The 15902-nt window shown below is 75.0% G+C and carries 12 protein-coding genes; 8 read left to right on the top strand and 4 right to left on the bottom strand.

Annotated elements, in window-relative coordinates; translation table 11 throughout:
- The first annotated feature begins 280 nt into the window (after window positions 1–280).
- The 6 genes from SJ20_RS09945 to holA all read left to right on the top strand — a co-directional run bounded on the left by SJ20_RS09945 (window position 281) and on the right by holA (window position 9906).
- Window positions 281–1606: a membrane protein gene (locus tag SJ20_RS09945; protein ID WP_044659806.1), complete on the top strand. Its 1326-nt coding sequence runs from the start codon at window positions 281–283 to the stop codon at window positions 1604–1606.
- 157 nt (window positions 1607–1763) lie between these two features.
- On the top strand, window positions 1764–4271 hold the full coding sequence (gene leuS / locus SJ20_RS09940; protein WP_036313750.1) for a leucine--tRNA ligase: 2508 nt from the start codon (window positions 1764–1766) through the stop codon (window positions 4269–4271).
- A gap of 46 nt (window positions 4272–4317) precedes the next feature.
- Window positions 4318–5292 (top strand): DegV family protein, encoded by a 975-nt coding sequence (locus tag SJ20_RS09935; RefSeq protein ID WP_036313753.1) that lies wholly within the window; start codon window positions 4318–4320, stop codon window positions 5290–5292.
- 129 nt (window positions 5293–5421) lie between these two features.
- Complete coding sequence (locus tag SJ20_RS09930) at window positions 5422–6279, top strand: ComEA family DNA-binding protein (RefSeq protein ID WP_036313756.1); 858 nt, start codon at window positions 5422–5424, stop codon at window positions 6277–6279.
- On the top strand, window positions 6276–8876 hold the full coding sequence (locus SJ20_RS09925) for a ComEC/Rec2 family competence protein (protein ID WP_223247540.1): 2601 nt from the start codon (window positions 6276–6278) through the stop codon (window positions 8874–8876). The genes SJ20_RS09930 and SJ20_RS09925 overlap by 4 nt, the downstream gene beginning before the upstream one ends.
- Window positions 8877–8886: 10 nt before the next feature.
- Window positions 8887–9906, top strand: coding sequence for a DNA polymerase III subunit delta (gene holA, locus SJ20_RS09920; protein WP_036317182.1), 1020 nt, complete (start codon window positions 8887–8889; stop codon window positions 9904–9906).
- 103 nt (window positions 9907–10009) lie between these two features.
- Here holA and rpsT read toward each other — a convergent pair whose 3' ends face one another.
- A complete protein-coding gene (rpsT, locus tag SJ20_RS09915) occupies window positions 10010–10276 on the bottom strand; it encodes a 30S ribosomal protein S20 (RefSeq protein WP_002854699.1) in 267 nt (88 codons plus the stop codon).
- Between the two features lie 195 nt (window positions 10277–10471).
- Window positions 10472–11134 carry a type II toxin-antitoxin system PemK/MazF family toxin gene (locus SJ20_RS09910; protein ID WP_044659804.1) on the bottom strand — a complete coding sequence of 221 codons (663 nt, stop codon included), beginning with the start codon at window positions 11132–11134 and terminating at the stop codon, window positions 10472–10474.
- A gap of 111 nt (window positions 11135–11245) precedes the next feature.
- Between SJ20_RS09910 and lepA the strand changes: the two genes are divergently transcribed.
- Window positions 11246–13105, top strand: coding sequence for a translation elongation factor 4 (gene lepA / locus SJ20_RS09905; protein ID WP_044659803.1), 1860 nt, complete (start codon window positions 11246–11248; stop codon window positions 13103–13105).
- Window positions 13106–14386 carry a radical SAM family heme chaperone HemW gene (gene hemW / locus SJ20_RS09900; protein ID WP_044659802.1) on the top strand — a complete coding sequence of 427 codons (1281 nt, stop codon included), beginning with the start codon at window positions 13106–13108 and terminating at the stop codon, window positions 14384–14386.
- 15 nt (window positions 14387–14401) lie between these two features.
- Here hemW and SJ20_RS09895 read toward each other — a convergent pair whose 3' ends face one another.
- Complete coding sequence (locus SJ20_RS09895) at window positions 14402–14821, bottom strand: DUF4870 domain-containing protein (RefSeq protein ID WP_002854682.1); 420 nt, start codon at window positions 14819–14821, stop codon at window positions 14402–14404.
- Between the two features lie 94 nt (window positions 14822–14915).
- Window positions 14916–15776, bottom strand: coding sequence for a DUF3097 family protein (locus SJ20_RS09890; RefSeq protein WP_044659801.1), 861 nt, complete (start codon window positions 15774–15776; stop codon window positions 14916–14918).
- Between the last annotated feature and the right edge of the window lie 126 nt (window positions 15777–15902).

The raw sequence follows: 15902 nt of genomic DNA, 5'->3' as shown, positions 1-15902 counted from the left end.
CTCATGACCCACAACACCTAGCCAGGCCTTCGACCGCCGACGCCGTGGCGCCTCGTCTCCGCTGGACGCGGGGACGGGGTCCGCCGAGATGCTCGGCCTGATCGCGACCGCGGCGTACCAACGGGAGGGCGGCCCTGGGGCGGGCCTGAGGCCACGCTGCCCGGAACCCGGCGACGCCTGGTCCTGGCCACGATGGCGCGCGCGTGCCTACCGTACTCCGGCCCGTCCTCGGTCCCGGGGCCCGGACGGGCGCACCCCGTCCCCCACGAAAGGTCCATGCGTGCAGCACCCCGTCGCCCTCAGATCCCTGAAGATCGCCCTCGCCTTCGTCGGTCTGCTCGTCGGCGCCGGCTTCGCCACCGGCGCCGAAGTCATCCAGTACTTCGTCGGCTTCGGCTGGATCGGCATCGTGGGCGCGGGACTGGCCGGCCTGCTCGTCACCGCCGGCGGCGCCGTCATCCTCCAGCTGGGCAGCGTGTTCCTCGCGGCCGACCACAAGGTCGTCTTCCGCAGCGTCTCGCACCCCGTGATGGCCCGGATCCTGGACGTCGTGGTGACGGTGACGCTCTTCGCGATCGGCGTCGTCATGCTCGCCGGGGCAGGCTCGACGCTCGCCCAGCAGTTCGGCTGGCCGACGTGGGCGGGCTCCACCCTGATGACCCTGCTCGTGCTCGTGACGGGCATGCTGGACGTGGAGAAGGTCTCCGCGATCATCTCCCTGATCACGCCCCTGGTGGTCGTCGCGGTCGTGGCCGGGTTCGTCCACGTCCTGGTCACCCGCGACGGCGGCTTCACCGCCCACGAGTCCCTCGCCGTCCAGGCCACCACGCCGGTGGACCCGTGGTGGCTGTCCTCGGTCAACTACTTCGGCCTCGTCGTCGTGATGGCCGTGTCCATGTGCCTCGTGATCGGCGGGTCCATCACCCACCCCCGGGAGGCGTTCCTCGGCGGCCTCACCGGTGGCCTGATGTACACCGCCCTGCTCCTGATGGCCTCCACGCTGCTCTACCTCGGCTACGCCGAGATCGGCCGCGCCGACGTCCCCATGCTGCGGCTGTTCGCCTCGATCGCGCCCTGGCTGGGCTGGGCGATGGTCGTGGTGATCTACCTGATGATCTTCAACACCGCGATCGGCATGTTCTACGCGCTGGGACGCCGCCTCACGGCCGACCGCCCGGGCCGCTACCGGCCCGTGTTCGCCGGCGTCACGCTGCTGGCCTTCGCGGTGAGCTTCGTCGGCTTCGGCGACCTGATGAACGTCGTCTACCCGGCGCTGGGCCACCTGGGGATCGTGCTCGCGCTCGTGCTCCTCGTCTGGTGGCTCACCCACCGCCGGCAGATCTCCGCCGAGTCGGGGCTGCGTCTGCGCCTGCTCGCGCTGCTCCGCCTGCGTGAGCATCCGGAGAAGACCTTCACGGCCCAGCACGCCGTGCAGCTGCAGGAGGCGGTCGGGGACTCCGTGGCGGCCCCAGGCGCGGTGACGGAGGCCCTCGAGGACGAGGTCGCCCAGGTGCTGGAGGAGGACGACGCGGTCACCCCCGACGAGGTGCATCCCGGTCCCGACGCCGGGCCCGAGCGTCCGGCAGGCGGCAGCCACTCCGCCTGAACGCGCCTGCCCGGCCGGGCACGGCGTCTCGGAGCGGCCCTGCGGCCGGGCCGGGGCGCCGTCGCCGTAGGATGGGGTGGCCGGCCGTGCCGCCGGCCCCGTCCGCGCCGCCCGAGGGCCGGCGCTCCATCCCGACTGCGTGAGGACTCGAACCGCCGTGAGCCAGACCCCCGACAGCGCCGTGCCGGCCACCCCCAGCATCCCCGCCGACGCGGAGTACTCGTTCCGTGACGTGGAGGCCCGCTGGGCCGGGTACTGGGAGCAGGCCGGGACGTTCGCCCCGCGCGAGGACGGCTCCGAGACCCGCACCGTGGTCGACATGTTCCCGTACCCGTCGGGCGACCTGCACATGGGGCACGCCGAGGCGTTCGCGATGGGCGACGTCGTCGCGCGCCACTGGATGCAGCGCGGCTTCGACGTGCTGCATCCCATCGGCTGGGACTCCTTCGGCCTGCCGGCCGAGAACGCCGCCATCAAGCGCGACGCCCACCCGGCCGAGTGGACCTACGCGAACATCGAGACGCAGAAGCGCTCCTTCCAGCGGTACGGCATCGCCGTGGACTGGTCCCGTGAGCTGCACACCTCGGACCCCGAGTACTACCGGTGGACCCAGTGGCTGTTCCAGCAGCTGTACCGCAGGGGCCTGGCGTACCGGAAGGACTCCCCGGTCAACTGGTGCCCCCAGGACCAGACGGTGCTCGCCAACGAGCAGGTCGTGGACGGCCGCTGCGAGCGCTGCGGCACCGAGGTCACCAAGCGGACCCTGAACCAGTGGTACTTCCGCATCACCGAGTACGCGGACGCGCTGCTGGACGACATGGACCAGCTCACCGGCCACTGGCCCGAGCGCGTGCTCGCCATGCAGCGCAACTGGATCGGCCGCTCCGAGGGCGCCCACGTCGACTTCCAGGTCGAGGACGGCCCCGTCGTCACGGTCTTCACCACCCGGCCGGACACGCTGCACGGCGCGACCTTCATGGTGGTCGCCGCCGACGCCCCGCTGGCCGCCGAGCTCGCCGGCGATGACGTGCGGGCCGAACTCGAGGCGTACCGGGAGGACCTGAAGAAGGTCTCGGACATCGACCGCCAGGCCACGGACCGCCCGAAGAGCGGCGTGTTCCTGGGCCGCCACGCCGTGAACCCGCTGACCGGTGAGCGTCTGCCGATCTGGGCCTCGGACTACGTGCTGGCCGACTACGGCACGGGCGCCATCATGGCCGTGCCGGCCCACGACCAGCGCGACCTCGACTTCGCCCGCGCCATGGGCCTGCCCGTGCGCACCGTGCTGGACACCGGCGAGGAGGACCCGGCGGTCTCCGGCGTCGCGACGACCGGCGAGGGCATCCTGGTGAACTCCGGGGAGCTCGACGGCCTGGACAAGACCGCCGCCATCGCGCGGGCCATCGAGATCGTGCAGGAGCGCGGCACCGGCCGGGGCACCACCACGTACCGCCTGCGCGACTGGCTGCTCTCCCGTCAGCGCTTCTGGGGCACCCCGATCCCCGTGGTCCACTGCCCGGACTGCGGCGAGGTGCTCGTGCCGGAGGACCAGCTGCCGGTCACCCTGCCGACCGACCTCAAGGGCGAGCAGCTCGCCCCCAAGGGCCAGTCGCCCCTGGCCGCGGCGACGTCGTGGGTCGAGGTGGACTGCCCGCAGTGCGGCGGCCCCGCGCGACGGGACACCGACACCATGGACACGTTCGTGGACTCGTCCTGGTACATGCTCCGCTACGCGTCCCCGAACGACGACGCCCGCGTTTTCGACCCCGACGCCCTGCGCCGCTGGCTGCCCGTGGACCAGTACGTGGGCGGCGTGGAGCACGCGATCCTGCACCTGCTGTACGCCCGCTTCTTCACCAAGGCCCTGCACGACCTCGGCCTGGTGCCCTTCACCGAGCCGTTCCGCGCCCTGCTCAACCAGGGCCAGGTGCTCAACGGCGGCAAGGCCATGTCCAAGTCGCTGGGCAACGGCGTGGACCTGGGCGACCAGCTGGACGAGTTCGGCGTCGACGCCGTGCGCCTGACCATGGTGTTCGCCTCGCCGCCCGAGGACGACGTGGACTGGGCCGACGTCGCCCCGGGCGCCGCCGGCAAGTTCCTGGCCCGCGCGTGGCGCCTGGCCCGCGACGTCCGCGCGACGGGCGCCCCGGCCGGCACGGACCCGGCGGGCGGGGCCGTGACCCTGCGCCGGGTGACCCACCGGACCGTGCACGAGGCCCAGCAGCTGCTGGACGACGGCAAGTTCAACGTGGTCGTCGCCAAGACGATGGAGCTGGTCAACGCGGCCCGCAAGGAGATCGACGCCGGCGCCGGCGCGGCCGACCCCGCCGTCCGCGAGGCCGCCGAGGCCGTGGCCGTGCTGCTCTCGCTCGTGGCGCCGTACACGGCCGAGGACATGTGGGTGCTGCTCGGCCACGAGCCCTCCGTGGTCCGCGCCGGCTGGCCCGCGGTGGACGAGGCGCTGCTGGTCGAGGACACCGTCACGGCGGTCGTCCAGGTCAAGGGCAAGGTCCGCGACACCCTCGAGGTGCCCGCGGACATCACCGCCGAGGATCTCGAGGCGCGCGCCCGCGCGTCGCAGAAGGTGCGGAACTTCATCGGGGACGCCGAGATCGTCAAGGTGATCGTGCGCGAGCCCAAGCTCGTGAACCTGGTGATCCGCTGACCGCGTGAGACCGTCCCCGACCGGGCCGGGGGAGAGGAGGCAGGCCGTGGCGAGCATCGAGCAGTGGCGCGACGATGCGCTCGTCCGCCTGCGCTCCCGCCGCTCCCAGCTGGCCGGGCGGGCACGCTACGGGCTGCGCCCGCCCCGCCGGGACCGCACGGCCGTCGTCACGGACTCGGCCGCGGCCCTGCCCGGCGCCGTCCTCGGACACGGTCTGGCCGCGGGGATCCGCCAGGTGGCGCTGCCCGTCATGGTGGGCGAGCAGATCCACACGGAGGGCACGGACGAGCTCGCGCTGGAGCTGCCGCTGGCCCTGGCCGCCGGCACCCCGGTGCGCACCTCACGGCCCTCGCCGGGCGCGTTCCGGACGGCCTACGCCGAGCTGGCCCGCGCCGGCTACGCACGCATCCTCTCCGTCCACCTGTCCGGCGAGCTCTCCGGCACCGTGGAGGCCGCGCGCCTGGCCGCCGCGGAGGCCGAGCGCCCGGTGACCGTGGTGGACTCGCGCACCGTGGGCTTCGCGCTGGGCATGGCCGTGGTGGACGCCGCCGTGGACGCGGGGGTGGGCATGCCCGTGGCCCGCATCCGCGAGCGGCTCGAGGCCACCGTGGACTCCAGCCACGTGCTGTTCACGGTGCCCAGCCTCGAGCAGCTGCGCCGGGGCGGGCGGATCAGCGGGCTGGCCTCGCTGCTGGGCACGCTGCTGCAGGTGCGCCCCGTCATGGCCGTCGACGACGGCGCGATCGGCCTGGTCGACCGCCCGCGGTCCGCGGCCCGGGCCGTCGACCGGCTCGTGGAGCTCGCGACCGAGCGGGCCGGCGAGGACCCGGTGCGGATCGCCGTGCACGAGTACGGCGACCCCGAGACGGCCGTGCAGCTCGCGGAGCGGCTCCAGCCGGTCTCCACCACCCCCGTGCCCGTCGTCGAGCTGCCCGCCGTGCTCGCCGCGCACCTGGGCCTGGGCGCCCTGGGTGTGGTGATCTGCCCGCTGGAATCGCCCACGGGGGGCTCGGGGGACTGAGGCCGCCCGTGCGGGAGCGCCGAGGAGACGGGCGCGTCCGTTCCTGCACACCACCCTGGACCGCGGAGGTCATCCCCAGGTCGGGTGCGGGACGCGCCCGACTCGGCGACGGGGCCGCAGACTGCCCGCATGAGCCCCAGCCACCGCCTCTGCGACGATCCGCCCGCCTTCGCCCCGGACCCCGCGCCCGCGGCCGCCCCCGACGTCGACACAGCCGGCCCGCACGCCGCGTCCCGGTGGGAGCGCACCCCACCTCGGGGCCCGGTGCTGCGGTGGCGGCCGGCCCTGCTGGCCGTCACCGTGCTGCTCGTCGCCGCCACGGCCTGGTGGGCGGTGGCCTGGCTGACCACCCCGGCGCCGCCCGCGGCCATCCCGGCGGCCGCGGCCGGTGCAGGCATCCCGCAGACCGACGCGCCCTCCACCGCCCCGTCGGCGGCGGGCACCGACGCGCGGACGTCCGAGGCGGGGCCGTCGGGGGAGGCGTCCGGCCCCGCCGGGTCCGGCCCGCTGCGGGTGCACGTGGTGGGCGAGGTCGCCCGGCCGGGAGTGGTCAGCCTCGCGCCGGGCTCCCGGGTGGCCGACGCCGTGGGCGCCGCCGGCGGCCCGACCCGGCACGCCCGGGCGGAGCGCATCAACCTCGCGGCCCCGTTGGACGACGGCCAACAGGTCCTCGTCCCCTCCGCCCGCACACCGCAGGACGCCCTGGACCGGGTGGCCGGGGCCGCGCAGGCGCAGCCCACGCCGACCACGGGCAGGGCCGGTGGCGGAGGCGAGCCGGGCGGCGCCGAGTCCGGCGACACCGTGGACCTGAACACCGCCGACGCCACGGAGCTGCAGACCCTGCCCGGCGTCGGCCCCGCCACGGCGGAGAAGATCATCGCCCACCGCGAGACGGTCGGCCCGTTCACCGGCCTGCAGGACCTGGACGCGGTGCCCGGCATCGGCCCGGCCACGCTCGACCGGCTGCGTGACCACGTCTCGTGGTGAGCCCGGCCCCGGGCCCGCCCAGCGATCCCGTGGACCGCCGCGCCCGCCACCGCGAGGTGCCCGGCCCGCTCGAGGCCCGGTGGGTGCCCGCCCTGCTCGTCTGCCTGACCCTCGGGATCCTCGGCGTCGCCTGGGACGCCCCGGCCCGCTCGGCGGCGGCCCTCACCGGGCTGGCCGTCGCCGCGACCACTGTCCTGGGCGCCGCCCGCTCGACCGGTCGGATACGGGGCGTGGCCACCGCGACGACGCTGGCCGGCGTGGCCGCGGCCCTGATGCTGCAGCACTCGGCCGGGCCCGCCGCCGCGGCCAGCGCCAGCGGCTGGACCGGCGCGGTGCACGCCGGCTCACCGCTGCGGCTCGAGCTGACCCTGGACGGGCCCGCCACCCGGAGCGAGGCGACCTTCGGCCCACGCTGGAGCGTGCCCGTGCGGGTCGAGACGTTCGGTCATCCGCCGCGGGCCCCCGAGGCGGCCGTGACGGCCCGACTCACGGGCGGGGGCGCACCGCCCGCGACGATCGCCGCGCCGTTGGACGGGACGGCGGCCCCCGGCGGCGGGCCGGGATCGCGGGTGTGCGTGGTGGCCCGGCCGTCGAGGTCCGGCTCCACCGTGTTCCTGGCCGCCGCGGCCGCCCCGCAGCCGGGACCCTGCCCCGGCGGGGCGGAGCCGGCAGGCGGGGCCACCGACGGCGGCCCGGGCCCGCCGCGGCGGGAGGCGCTGCGCGCCGCGTTCCGTCAGTCCGCGGAGGGCACGGTCGGCACGGCGCCGGAGCTCATCCCGGGGCTGGTGCTGGGCGACCGCTCCGCCCAGGGGGCCGCCCTCGACGACGCCATGAAGGCCTCGGGCCTGTCGCACCTGTCTGCCGTGTCCGGGGCCAACGTGGCCATGATCCTCGGCGCGGTCGCGATCACCCTGCGCAGCGCGCGGGTGCACCGGGCGGTGGTCCTCAGCGCCGGGCTGGCGGTCCTCGGGGTGTTCGTGGTCGTCGTGGGGCCGGAGCCGTCGGTCCTCCGGGCGGCCGTGATGGGCGCTCTCGGCGCCCTCGCGGTGTTCTTCGGCCGCGCGCGGCAGGCGTTCGGACTCCTGACGGTGGGCGGCACGGCCCTGCTCGTCGCGGTGCCGGCCCTCGCCGTGGAACCGGCCTTCCACCTCTCCCTGGCGGCGACCGCGGGCATCGTCCTGGGCGGCGCGCCCCTCGACCGTGCGCTGCACGCCGGGCTCGGCCGGGTGCTGCCCGACGTCGTGGCGCGGTGGCTCTCGGCGTCGCTCGCGGTGACCGTGGCCGCCCACCTGGCCTGCCAGCCGATCATCCTGGCCATGACCGGTGAGGTGTCGGCCTACGCGGTGCCGGCCAATCTGCTGGCCGCCCCGGCCGTGCCGCCCGTGACCGTCCTGGGCACCCTCGCCGCGGCCCTCGCCCTGCCCGCGCCGGGGATCGCCGCCGCCCTCGTCGCCGTGATCCAGTGGCCCGCGGCCTGGATCGGGTGGGTCGCCCACACCAGCGCCTCCCTGCCCGGGGCGCTGCGTCCGTGGCCGGCCGGAGCCCTCGGCGCCGGGCTGGGCGTCCTGCTGGTGGCCGCGACGCTCCTCGGATTCGCCGCCGTGCTCCTGCTCGAACGACGCCGGGCCGCCCCGGTGCGGCGTGTCGGCCGCAGCGCGCCGCGGACCCGCGAGCGCCTCCCCGCCCTGGTCGTGCTCGCCGCCGCGCTGGCCGCGGCCACCACGGGTGCGGTCGGGGCGGTCCTCGTGCCGCGGGCCTCGGGCGCGGCCCCGCCGGACTGGGCGGTGGCGTTCTGCGACGTCGGCCAGGGAGACATGGCCGTGTTCCGGTCCGGCCCGCGCGCGGGGGTCGTCGTCGATGTCGGGCCCGAGCCTGGGCTCGCTCGTCGCTGCCTCGACGACCTCGACGTCGACCGGGTGGACGCCGTGCTGCTCACCCACCTGCACGCCGACCACACCGGGGGACTGCCCGGCGTGGTCGACCGCGCCTCCCGCGGGGCGGTGCACTACGCGACCCGGGACGCGCCGGCGCAGGGCAGGGGAGGGCGCGGCGGCGAGGCGGACGGCGTCGACCGGCCCGCCGACGCGGCACGGCTCCGCACCGGCGCGACGGGCACGGCCGGGCCGGTGCGGTGGCACGTGCTGCTCGCCGACGCGCGGGCCCCCGAGGAGAACGACGCCTCCGCCCAGGTGCTGGTCACCGTCGAGAGCGAGGCCGGTCCGGTCACGACGCTGATCACCGGCGACATGGAGGAGGACGCCTCCGCGGCATGGGTCGCGGGGCACCGGTCCGATGCCGCCGCTCCGCCGCGCGTGGACGTGCTCAAGGTCGCCCACCACGGGGCCCGCAACGGTGGGACGGCCGTGCCGCGCGCGGTCGGCGCCCGCCTGCACATGGTCTCCGTGGGCGCCGACAACCCGTACGGACACCCCCACCGGGCCACGGTGGACGCGCTCGGCCGCCTCGGGCCGGTGGCCCGCACCGACCTGCACGGCACGCTGGCCCTCACGGCCGCGGACGGCCCCGACCCCGACGGCGCGCCCGAGATCACGGCTCACACCGTCCGCCCGCCCTCGAGCGTCCGCACCGGACCCTAGGATGGGACGCATGTCCGCCGCCCGCAGCCCCCGTTCCGGCCGAGCCGGCCGCACCGACCCGCTGGCCTGGCGGCGAGCCGAGCCCGCCCCGCTCATGCTCCTCAAGGGACCCGAGGACCATGCCGCCCGCTGGGTGACGGACCGCGTGACCCAGGCTCTGCGCGAGCGCCACGGCCAGCTGGAGATCCACCGGCTCCGCGCGGGGGAGTACCAGCCCGGCCAGCTGGCCACCGCGGCCAGCCCGTCCCTCTTCGCCGAGCCCACCCTCATCACGGTCGAGGGCCTCGAGGCCATGAACGACGCGTTCCTCGAGGACGCCCTGCGCCTCGTCCAGCAGGGCCCCGGCGCGGACGACGTCACGCTCGTGCTGCGCCACACCGGCGGCAACCGCGGCAAGAAGCTGCTGGACGCCGTCGCCCAGGCCGGCACGGTGGTCGAGTGCGTGCCGCTGAAGAAGGACGAGGAGCGGCTGGCCTTCGTGCAGGCCGAGTTCCGCGACCGGCGTCGGCGCATCGACGAGGAGGCGGCCCGCGCGCTCATCCGCGCCACCGGCGCCTCGCTCACGGAGCTCGCGGCCGCGTGCGCCCAGCTCGTCGACGACACCGAGGGCGTCGTCACCGTCGAGACCGTGGACACGTACTACAGCGGCCGCGTGGAGGCCACGAGCTTCGCGGTGGCCGACGCGGCGCTCGAGGGGCAGGCGGCGAGGGCCGTCTCCCTCGTGCGGCACGCGATGGCCACCGGCGTCCACCCGGTGATGATCACCGCGGCGCTCGCGCTCAAGGCGCGGCAGGTGGCACGGATGATCGACGCCCGCCGGCCCGCCGCCGAGCTGCCGTCCCTGCTCGGGGTGGCCCCGTTCCAGGTGCGCTACATCCAGCAGGCGGCGCGGCACTGGACGGCGGCCGGCATCGCGCAGGCCGTGGAGTGGATCGCCCAGGCCGACGCCGAGGCCAAGGGCGCCTCCCGCAACCCGGAGTTCGCCGTCGAGCGCGCGGTCATCCGCGTGGCCACCGCCGTCAGCCGCTGACGGGCGCCGCCGGACGGCACGCGACGGGGGCAGCCCGGACACGACGCGGCCCCCGCACCGATCGCTCGGGGCGGGGGCCGCGGTCACAGCCGGGGGGCGTGGATCAGCCGAGGAGGGCCTTCACGCGGGCGGCGATGCCGGACTTGCGGTTCGCGGCCTGGTTCTTGTGGATGACGCCCTTCGAAGCGGCCTTGTCCAGCTTGCGGGAGGCGGTGCGCAGCGCGGCGGCGGCGGCCTCGGCCTCGCCGGCGGCGACGGCCTTGTCCACGGCGCGGATGGCGGTCTTCAGCTCGGACTTCACCGCGACGTTGCGCTGGCGCGCCTTCTCGTTGGTGAGGATGCGCTTCTTCTGGGACTTGATGTTAGCCAAATCGGGTCCTTCGTCGTCGGCGGCGCGGACGAGGGTCCGGGCGCCGCATGAACAGGGGGTCGTGGAGGGTGCCCGGATCCGTGGACTGAGCGGCGTGGGGAACACCGATGATGACCCGTTCCGGGGGTGCCCGTCGACCGGCGGACACAATGCGGACGATCCTACCACCCAGACCCTGCGATCCGCGCGGCGGACTCAGCGCCCCCGCCGCCGGGCGCGGGCCAGCGTGGCCGTGACCCGGTCGAAGGCCGCCCGGTCCAGGACGCCGCCCTCCCGGCGCACCGCGGCCGGATCCACGCGGACCACCCGGTCCAGCTTCGCCTCCGAGGCGCGGCCGGACCGGTCCCAGGCGCCCGCGCCCACGTCCACGTAGTCCTCGTCCCGGGCCAGGGCGTTGTTCCGGTCCCGGCTGGTCAGCATGAGCCCGAGCAGGTGCGCCCCGTCCCGGCCGATCAGGAGCACGGGGCGGTCCTTGCCCCGGCCGTCCATCTCCTCGTACGGCACCCAGGTCCACACGACCTCGCCCGGCCCGGCCGTCGGCCCGGGCACGGGCGCGTACTCGACGCGGACGGTCCCGGTGAAGTCCGGCAGGGACGCGTGGCGGCAGGCGTCCTGTCGCCGGGGCCGGCGCTCCTGCCCGGGCCCGGGCATCGGCCACGAGTCGGTGGGCTCCGTGGGGTCCCACGCGGGCCCGGGAGGCCCGGGCGGGCCCGGGAAGGGCGACGGGCCGCTCCGGTCGCCGGCCCGTCGACCGGCCTCGGAGGCGGCTCGACGCGGCCGGGCGTCGTCGCGGAGGGCGCCGATCAGGCGTGCCGTCCGGCGGCCGAGGGACAGGGCGCGATGCAGGTCGAAGGCCATGGGCGTGAATCTAGTGGACGCGCGGGCCCGGCGTCCGGGTCGGGTCGGCGGCGGGACATGAGAGACTAGGCGGTCAGAGTCCCGTCCCCGTCACCCGTAGAGGAAGTGCCCGTGTCGCCCCTGGCGTCGAACCCCCCGGTGCCCGCTGCCACCGACCCCTCGGTGATCCGCAACTTCTGCATCATCGCCCACATCGACCACGGCAAGTCCACGCTGGCGGACCGCATGCTGCAGGCCACCGGCGTCGTGCAGCCCCGCGACATGAAGGCCCAGTACCTGGACCGCATGGACATCGAGCGTGAGCGCGGCATCACCATCAAGTCCCAGGCCGTGCGCATGCCCTGGTCCGTGGACGGGGTGGACTACGCCCTGAACATGATCGACACCCCCGGGCACGTGGACTTCACCTATGAGGTCTCCCGCTCGCTGGCCGCATGCGAGGGCGCGATCCTGCTGGTGGACGCCGCCCAGGGCATCGAGGCCCAGACCCTGGCGAACCTCTACCTCGCCATGGAGCACGAGCTGGAGATCATCCCCGTGCTCAACAAGATCGACCTGCCCGCCGCGGATCCGGACCGCTACGCGGCCGAGCTGGCCTCCCTGATCGGCTGCGAGCCCGAGGACGTGCTGCGCGTCTCCGGCAAGACGGGCGTCGGCGTCGAGGAGCTGCTGGACCGCGTGGTCCGCGCCGTCCCCGGCCCGGAGGGCGACGCGGACGCCCCGGCCCGCGCGATGATCTTCGACTCCGTGTACGACACCTACCGGGGCGTCGTCACGTACGTGCGCGTCGTGGACGGCCGGCTCTCCCCGCGGGAGAAGGTCCGCATGATGTCCACGGGCACCACCTACGAGCTCCTCGAGATCGGCGTCTCCTCCCCGGAGCCCGTGCCCACCAAGGGCCTGGCCGCGGGCGAGGTGGGCTACCTCATCACCGGCGTGAAGGACGTGCGTCAGTCCAAGGTGGGCGACACGGTCACCAACCACGCCCACCCGGCGGAGCAGTCCCTCGGTGGGTATGAGGACCCCAAGCCCATGGTGTTCTCGGGCCTGTACCCCATCGACGGCTCGGACTATCCCGTGCTGCGTGACGCCCTGGACAAGCTCAAGCTCAACGACGCCGCGCTCGTCTACGAGCCGGAGACCTCGGTCGCGCTGGGCTTCGGCTTCCGCGTCGGCTTCCTCGGTCTGCTGCATCTGGAGATCGTGCGCGAGCGCCTCGAGCGCGAGTTCGACCTCGACCTCATCTCCACCGCGCCCAACGTGGTCTACGAGGTCACCCGGGAGGACCGTGAGGTCGTCACCGTGACCAACCCCTCCGAGTTCCCCGAGGGCAAGATCCTCGAGGTGCGCGAGCCCATGGCCTCGGCCACGATCATCGTGCCGGCGGAGTTCATCGGCGCCGTCATGGAGCTGTGCCAGGCCAAGCGCGGCAACCTCAAGGGCATGGACTACCTCTCCGAGGAACGCGTGGAGATCCGCTACTGGATCCCGCTGGCCGAGATCGTGTTCGACTTCTTCGATCAGCTCAAGTCCCGCACCAAGGGGTACGCCTCGCTGGACTGGAAGGCCGACGGCGACCAGGTCGCCGACCTCGTCAAGGTGGACATCCTGCTCCAGGGCGAACAGGTGGACGCGTTCTCCTCGATCACCCACAGGGACAACGCCTACGCGTACGGCGTGATGATGACGGGCAAGCTCAAGGAGCTGATCCCGCGCCAGCAGTACGAGGTGCCGATCCAGGCCGCCATCGGCTCGCGCATCATCGCCCGCGAGAACATCCGCGCGATCCGCAAGGACGTGCTCTCCAAGTGCTACGGCGGCGACATCTCCCGCAAGCGCAAGCTGCTCGAGAAGCAGAAGGAGGGCAAGAAGCGCATGAAGATGGTCGGCCGGGTGGAGGTCCCGCAGGAGGCCTTCATCGCCGCCCTGTCCTCGGACGGCGCCGGCGCCGACCAGGCCGCGAAGAAGTAAGTGCCCGCCCTGCCCCTCGGCGAGCCCGTCCCCGACGACGGCCGGCTGCCGGCCGACGTCGGGCAGCGGGTGCGCGCGGCCGCCCGCGACGGCGCGGCGCGCACCTTCAGCCTGTACGTCCACGTGCCGTTCTGCACGGTGCGCTGCGGCTACTGCGACTTCAACACGTACACGGCCGTCGACCTCGGCCCCGGCGCGGGTCGCGGCGACTACTGGGAGTCGGCCGTCACGGAGCTGGACTTCGCCGCCGACGTGCTCGCGTCCTCGGACGTGCCCGCCCGCCCGCTGCACACGGTGTTCTTCGGCGGCGGCACGCCCACGCTCCTGCCGGCCGCGGACCTCGTGCGCATCCTCCAGGCGGCGGTGGACCGGTTCGGGATCGCGCCCGGCGCGGAGGTGACCACCGAGGCCAACCCGGACACGATCACCCCGGAGTACGCACGCCAGCTCGCGGCCGGCGGCTTCACCCGCCTCTCCCTGGGCATGCAGTCCGCGGTGCCGCACGTGCTCGCCACGCTCGAGCGCACCCATCGGCCCGAGTCCGTCCCCGCCGCCGTCGCCGCGGCCCGCGAGGCCGGCCTGGAGGTGTCCCTGGACCTGATCTACGGGACCGCGGGGGAGTCCCTCGCCGACTGGCGGGCCACGCTCGAGGCCGCCGTCGTCCTGGCCCCGGACCACGTGAGCGCGTACTCGCTGATCGTGGAGGAGGGCACCAAGCTCGGGGCCCAGGTGGCCCGCGGCGAGGTGGCGGACGTGGACCCCGACGACCAGGCGGACAAGTACCTGCTCGCCGAGGAGCTGCTCGGCGCCGCCGGCTACCGCTGGTACGAGGTGTCCAACTGGGCGCGCGACCCGCAGGGGTCCGGCGTCCACCGTGCGCGGCACAACATGGCGTACTGGGAGGACCAGGACTGGTGGGGGATCGGCCCGGGCGCGCACTCGCACCTCGCCGGGGTCCGGTTCTGGAACGCCAAGCACCCCGCCGCCTACGCGCAGCGGCTGGCCACGGGGGTCACCCCCGCCGTCGGCCGCGAGCGGCCCGACGCCGACGCGCGGCGCCTCGAGCGCATCATGCTCGCGGTGCGCACGGTGGACGGCCTCCCGACCGCGGAGCTCGTCTCGGAGACGCCGGGGGAGGCCGCGCGGACCCGCGGGGCGATCGCCGAACTCATCGCCGCGGGCCTGCTGGACGGGCGCGCCGCCGTCGACGGGCGCATCGTCCCCACGCTCGAGGGGCGGCTGCGCAACGACGCGATCGTCCGGGCGCTGGCCGGCTTCTGACCGGCCGGCCCCGGGTCAGCGCAGGATGCGCAGGTTGAACGGGTACCGGAACGGACGGCCCTTGGACACGTGCGAGGCGCCCATCACGCCGTAGACCGCCATGGCGGCCCACGTGAGCGCGCCGAGGATCGCGAAGATCGGGCCGACCACCGGCAGCAGGGACAGGAAGAAGAACAGGAGCGTGATGAGCGTGGGCGGCCCGGAGAAGTTCAGGGCCTCGCGCGACTCCTGCGAGGTGAACGGGCCGCGGTCGCGGTAGAGCAGCCACACGACCAGCGGGCCGAGCACGCCGAACGCCAGACTGAGGTGGGCCAGCGCCGCGCGGTCACGGTCCTGCTTCGCCGTGAGCGGGGCGCCGCGGCCGCCGGCCGAGACGAGCCAGGCGGGCGGGCCGTGGCCGGTGCGGCCGGCGTCGGGCTGCGCGCGGGTGTTCACGAGGGGCTCCTCCTGGATCGCGGGACCCGCGCGCCGGGGACCGGGCGCAGGGCATGGGCCAGCATAGCGCGGGCGGGCGGGGGCCGCGCCGAGATCAGTGCTCGGGTGCGGCGGTGAGGAAGTCGATGAGCTCCTCCACGCGGCCCAGCAGGGACGGCTCGAGGTCCGCGTACGTGGTGACGTGGGAGAGCAGCCGCTTCCACCCCAGCCCCGTGGCCTCCTTGCTCCCGTGCGGCCAGCCCAGTCCCCGCAGGATCCCCGTCTTCCAGTCCTGCCCCTTCGGCACGACGGGCCACGCGGGGATGCCGAGGACGGAGGGCTTGATGACCTGCCAGACGTCCACGTAGGGGTGACCGAGGATGAGCACGTTGCCCGCGGCCCCCGGCACGCGCATGGCCTCGGCCGCGAGGCGCTCCTCCTTGGACCCGGTGACGAGATGGTCCACGAGGATCCCGAGCCGGCGCCGCGGACCGGGGGCGAACGCACGGATCGCCCCGGCGAGGTCGTCCACGCCGTGCAGGGGCTCCACGACGATGCCCTCGAGGCGCAGGTCCTCGCCCCACACCTTCTCCACCAGCTCGGCGTCGTGCACGCCCTCCACCCAGATGCGTGAGGCGCGGGCGGTGCGGGCGCGCGCCCCCTCGACCCGTCGCGAGCCGGAGGCGGTGCGGGCCGGCGCCGCCGGGGCCGCGGCGGTCGGGGGGACCAGGGTCACGGGCTCGCCGTCGATCCAGAAGCCGCCGCCGAGGGGGAAGCCGCGGCGCACGCCGCGGCGGTCCTCCAGGACCACCACGTGCACGCCGCCGGAGCGCTCGATGCCGATCACGGCCCCGGTGAACCCGGAGGCCACGTCCTCGACCACCGTGCCGGGGGCGGCGGGCACATCGGGGACGGTCCGGGCGGGGCGGCGCGTCAGGTCGTCGTGGCCCGCGGGGCCCCAGCTGCTCCAGTCCATGGGAGAGCACGGTAGCAACGGGGCCGGGCGATCACCGTGAGCGAAGCCGTGCGGGCCGGTCGGGTCGTCCCCCGGGTCGGACGGTAGCATTGGCACTTGACCCGCCGGAGTGCCAGTCAGGGGCAC

This window comes from Micrococcus sp. MS-ASIII-49, from assembly GCF_000946635.1.
GTDB lineage: Bacteria > Actinomycetota > Actinomycetes > Actinomycetales > Micrococcaceae > Micrococcus > Micrococcus luteus.
Note: the sequence above shows the minus strand (reverse complement) of the source record. Positions and strands in the feature narration are given on the sequence as shown.

Excerpts from the sequence above, each read along its gene's own strand:
- SJ20_RS09930 (WP_036313756.1), top strand. The coding sequence starts at position 5,422 with ATGAGCCCCAGCCACCGCCTCTGCGACGATCCGCCCGCCTTCGCCCCG.
- SJ20_RS09890 (WP_044659801.1), bottom strand. The coding sequence starts at position 15,776 with ATGGACTGGAGCAGCTGGGGCCCCGCGGGCCACGACGACCTGACGCGC.
- holA (WP_036317182.1), top strand. The coding sequence starts at position 8,887 with ATGTCCGCCGCCCGCAGCCCCCGTTCCGGCCGAGCCGGCCGCACCGAC.
- SJ20_RS09910 (WP_044659804.1), bottom strand. The coding sequence starts at position 11,134 with ATGGCCTTCGACCTGCATCGCGCCCTGTCCCTCGGCCGCCGGACGGCA.